General features: G+C 60.0%; 5 protein-coding genes and 1 tRNA gene. 4 read left to right on the top strand and 2 right to left on the bottom strand.

All coding sequences use genetic code 11. The features are described 5' to 3' along the window. Nucleotides 1-330: 330 nt before the first annotated feature. The 3 genes from EN906_RS27365 to EN906_RS27355 all read left to right on the top strand — a co-directional run bounded on the left by EN906_RS27365 (nt 331) and on the right by EN906_RS27355 (nt 1813). Entirely contained in the window at nt 331-582 is a 252-nt protein-coding gene (locus EN906_RS27365; protein WP_127269285.1) for a hypothetical protein, read from the top strand. Next, nucleotides 579-935, top strand: a complete 357-nt coding sequence (locus tag EN906_RS27360; protein ID WP_127269286.1) for a hypothetical protein — start codon at nt 579-581, stop codon at nt 933-935. Before EN906_RS27365 ends, EN906_RS27360 begins: the two co-directional genes overlap by 4 nt. A gap of 167 nt (nt 936-1102) precedes the next feature. Beyond that, entirely contained in the window at nt 1103-1813 is a 711-nt protein-coding gene (locus EN906_RS27355; RefSeq protein ID WP_164748679.1) for a tyrosine-type recombinase/integrase, read from the top strand. Nucleotides 1814-1833: 20 nt separating this feature from the next. On the opposite strand, the gene EN906_RS27350 is transcribed toward EN906_RS27355, so the two are convergent. Continuing rightward, a tRNA-Ile gene (locus EN906_RS27350) sits at nt 1834-1909 on the bottom strand. Between the two features lie 136 nt (nt 1910-2045). Between EN906_RS27350 and EN906_RS27345 the strand changes: the two genes are divergently transcribed. Continuing rightward, entirely contained in the window at nt 2046-2756 is a 711-nt protein-coding gene (locus EN906_RS27345) for an SIMPL domain-containing protein (RefSeq protein WP_127269288.1), read from the top strand. A gap of 213 nt (nt 2757-2969) precedes the next feature. Here the strand turns inward: EN906_RS27345 and EN906_RS27340 are convergent, their stop codons facing one another. Further along, nucleotides 2970-3326, bottom strand: a complete 357-nt coding sequence (locus EN906_RS27340; RefSeq protein ID WP_127269289.1) for a hypothetical protein — start codon at nt 3324-3326, stop codon at nt 2970-2972. Nucleotides 3327-3465 lie beyond the last annotated feature (139 nt).

Below are 3465 nucleotides of genomic sequence, written 5' to 3'. Positions count from 1 at the left end.
GATATTGCTTATCTATCGGCCCTGTCCATCATCGCCACGGGTCGCGATTTTCTACCGCACGGCATCGAACGCACCTTGCTCACGCTGCATGCCGGCGATAGCAAAAGAACGCGCCCTCAATAGTGGGTCTTGCGATGTAGCGGTCTCCCGACTCGAACCCCCGCAGCCGCGGTCTGCTATCCTATTTTCACGCCGTTACCGCCGTTTGTCGCATTGGCCGGACAGATCCATTCCAAGCATAGCAAGGAAAGGGTAGCGTGATTGCTTCTTAGGTGAATGCTCCACTGTCGCGGAACTCAGCCCGCGAGGCGATGTGCAGCGAGAAAAGCAATGAAACGCGCACTTGGCGGGCTCCTGCTGTTCGGCATTAATCGAGAACAGGCAGCGGTAGCTATCGGCGTCAGTCCAACGACGTTCGACCAGATGGTCGCGGATGGCCGTATGCCACAACCGCGGATGCCCAGCAAAGAGCGCTATGTCTGGGATGTGGAGGAACTGGCAGAGGCATTCGGGCGGCTACCACACCGCAACAACAAACTTGACGGCGTGTCCTCCAGCGATAATCCTTGGGATCGCAGATGATGGACGTGGCGAGCACCATGGTGAAATTCAATCTGAAAGGCGTTGTCGAAGACAGGGATCGGCACGGCAATATCCGGCTGTACTTCCGGGCACCGGGTAGAAAAAAGATCCGTCTGCGAGAAAAGCCAGGTTCAGCCGAGTTCCACGAAGAAGTGCGCTGCGCGCGAGATGGCGTTCCCTATGCTTCGGCTCAGAATGTGGTCGGGCCTGTAGTGAGGCCAGTTGCCCCTCGCGGCAGTCTGATGTGGCTTTGCCAGGAGTATTTCCGGCGCGGTGGCGCAGAGGTCGGCGAAGGCACGATGCTTCGACGACGAACAATACTCGAAGGCGTTGCAAACTGCCTCACCCGCTGAGCGGGCCAGTCAATCCGGACTTCTCGACGAAGGGTTCATTACCGTTCGCGGCCATGAAGCGGGCTCACGTCAAGGAGCTCCGTGATACCCGGTCAGACGCTCCGGGGGCAGCCAACAATATTACAAAAGCCATTAGCGCAATGTTCGCTTGGGCCAAGGATGCCGAGATGGTCGAGGTCAATCCGGCAAACGGAATAAAGCGCCTGACTTCCGGCAATGGCGAAGGTTTCCACACCTGGGAAGTGTCGGAGATCGTCCAGTATGAGAAACGACATGCGCGCGGCACTATGGCTCGTATGGCGCTGGCGATTTTCATGTTCACGGGTTTGCGACTGTCCGATGCCGCAATCTTCGGCAGACAACACATTACCCAGGTTCGCAACAAGGATACCGGGATCTGGGAGAAGTGGATCAGGATCAAGCCTGGCAAGACCGACAAGAGCAAGGTGCGCAAGGAAGCGATTGTTGTCGAACTGCCTCTGCTCCCAGAACTCGAGGATGAGCTTTCCTTCGCCCCGGCCGGCAACCTGACATTCCTCGTCACCGAGTATGGTCGGCCTTTCTCGGAAAACGGCCTTGGTAACAAGATGCGCCAATGGTGCGACGAAGCGGGGCTCCCGGGCTGCAGCGCCCACGGGGTCCGCAAGGCAGGCGCCACCGTTGCCGCAGAAAACGGAGCCACACATGAACAGCTGAAGGCGATTTACGGCTGGACGACCTATCAGCAGCCTGATCATTACATCCGCAAGGCACGCCGCCGGATAGTGGCGCAGTCTGCCCGGACCCTTCTGGTATTCGATCGAAACGAGAACGAAAATGTCCCACTTTTGGCGGGGGTGGAAGAGAGTGGGACAAAAAAGTACAAAAAACCCAATTAATCAACGGCTTCGAAAGCTAATGGTGGGCCCGGAGGGACTCGAACCCCCAACCAAGCGGTTATGAGCCGCCGGCTCTAACCATTGAGCTACAGGCCCCACGCGGGCTGGATTAATGTTTTTCGCATCGCGGCACAAGGCTTTCCCCGACGGGCTTCCGCAGATCGCCCAAATCAACCCATAATCACGCTCTACGCGACCCCTTGCGACTTGATCGCAGACCAAGGAGATTTTCATGACCAGACATCTTTTGCTTCTCGCGCTCGCCACTGCAATCGCTTTTCCGGCGATGGCTGGAGCCGCCGATCTGCCGACGCCGCCCCGCATCATCGTGTCGGGCGAAGGCGAAGCAACCGTAGCCCCCGATCTGGCGGTCCTGACGCTGAGCGTCATGCGCGAGGCCAAAACGGCGCGCGCCGCGCTCGATGCCAACAATGACGCCATGGCCGCCGTGATCGCGGCGATGAAGTCCGCCGGCATCAAGGACCGCGATCTGCAGACCGCTGGCATCCAGATCAACCCGCGCTACAACTACACCAACAAGCCGGACGGCAGTCAGGAAGCCGAACTCGTCGCCTACCAGGTGACCAACACGCTTTCGGTGCGGGTGCGCGACGTCGACAAGACAGGCGAGGTCCTCGACAAGGCGGTGTCGCTGGGCGTCAATCAGGGCGGCGGCATTGCCTTCACCAATGACAACCCGGCAGCCACGGTCACCGAGGCGCGCAAGAAGGCGGTCGCCGACGCCATGGCCAAGGCCAAGACGCTGGCCGAAGCCGCCGGCGTCAGCCTGGGCCGGGTGCTCGAGATCACAGACCAGAACATCAGGCCGGCGCCGATGCCGATCAATGCCAAAGCCTTCGATGCCGCGGCCGGCGCGGCTCCGGTACAGGCCGGTGAGAACGCCTACAATGTGCAGGTCACCGTCACCTTCGAACTGAAATAAGCGGCTCTGACGATCCGTGGCTGAGCCTGGCCACGGCAATCATCAACCAATGGCGTGCATGAAAACCCCGCGGGATTGCTCCCGCGGGTTTTTTCGAGCCACACCCTTCAAACGGAAAAGGGCTCGGCTAGTCCAGACCAATCTTCGCAGAAGATCGCGTCTCCCGGCTGATCTTCGCAGAAGATCAGCCTCTAGGGTCCGCCAAACCCAAGCTTAGCGATAGATGACCGGGCAGCCGCGCTCATTGGCGAACACGACGACGACGCGGTCGCCATCCTGGCGGCCCGCCACTTTCACCGTACGACGGCTGACGTCGACGATCCGGACGCGGTGGAGGCCCATGCGTTCGGCCTTGTCGAGGGCGCGGTCCGGCGAGCAGCCACGGCGCCAGTTGCCACGGCGCTCGTCACGGCGATGGCGATAACCGTCGTCACCGGTATAGACGCCAAAACGCGGGTCGTTGTTGTTGCCGAAGCCGAGATAGAGGCTGTCGGCGTGAGCAGGAACGGCCGCCAGCGTGCCGAGACCGACCAGGGCCGAAAGGGCTGCCGTCTTGATCGTGTTGAACATCGTCTTCTCTCCTTTTTGCGGGCCTTCGCCCCTTGTGAACCGATGAGGGGAGAATGCGCTTGCCTGTCTGAACTCTTTACGAACCTGCCGTTCATCTCCGGTTCATATGGCGGGAAAAGGAAAGTTTCCGCCCTTCGCC

Origin of the sequence: Mesorhizobium sp. M7A.F.Ca.CA.004.06.1.1, assembly GCF_003999135.1 — a bacterium.
In the GTDB taxonomy this organism is placed as follows: Bacteria; Pseudomonadota; Alphaproteobacteria; order Rhizobiales; family Rhizobiaceae; genus Mesorhizobium.
This window is presented reverse-complemented; position numbering and strand designations above follow the sequence as displayed.

Bases quoted from the DNA above. Each gene is read 5' to 3' on its own strand.
- EN906_RS27365 (WP_127269285.1), top strand. From the start codon at position 331: ATGAAACGCGCACTTGGCGGGCTCCTGCTGTTCGGCATTAATCGAGAA.
- EN906_RS27360 (WP_127269286.1), top strand. From the start codon at position 579: ATGATGGACGTGGCGAGCACCATGGTGAAATTCAATCTGAAAGGCGTT.
- EN906_RS27355 (WP_164748679.1), top strand. From the start codon at position 1,103: ATGGTCGAGGTCAATCCGGCAAACGGAATAAAGCGCCTGACTTCCGGC.
- EN906_RS27345 (WP_127269288.1), top strand. From the start codon at position 2,046: ATGACCAGACATCTTTTGCTTCTCGCGCTCGCCACTGCAATCGCTTTT.
- EN906_RS27340 (WP_127269289.1), bottom strand. From the start codon at position 3,326: ATGTTCAACACGATCAAGACGGCAGCCCTTTCGGCCCTGGTCGGTCTC.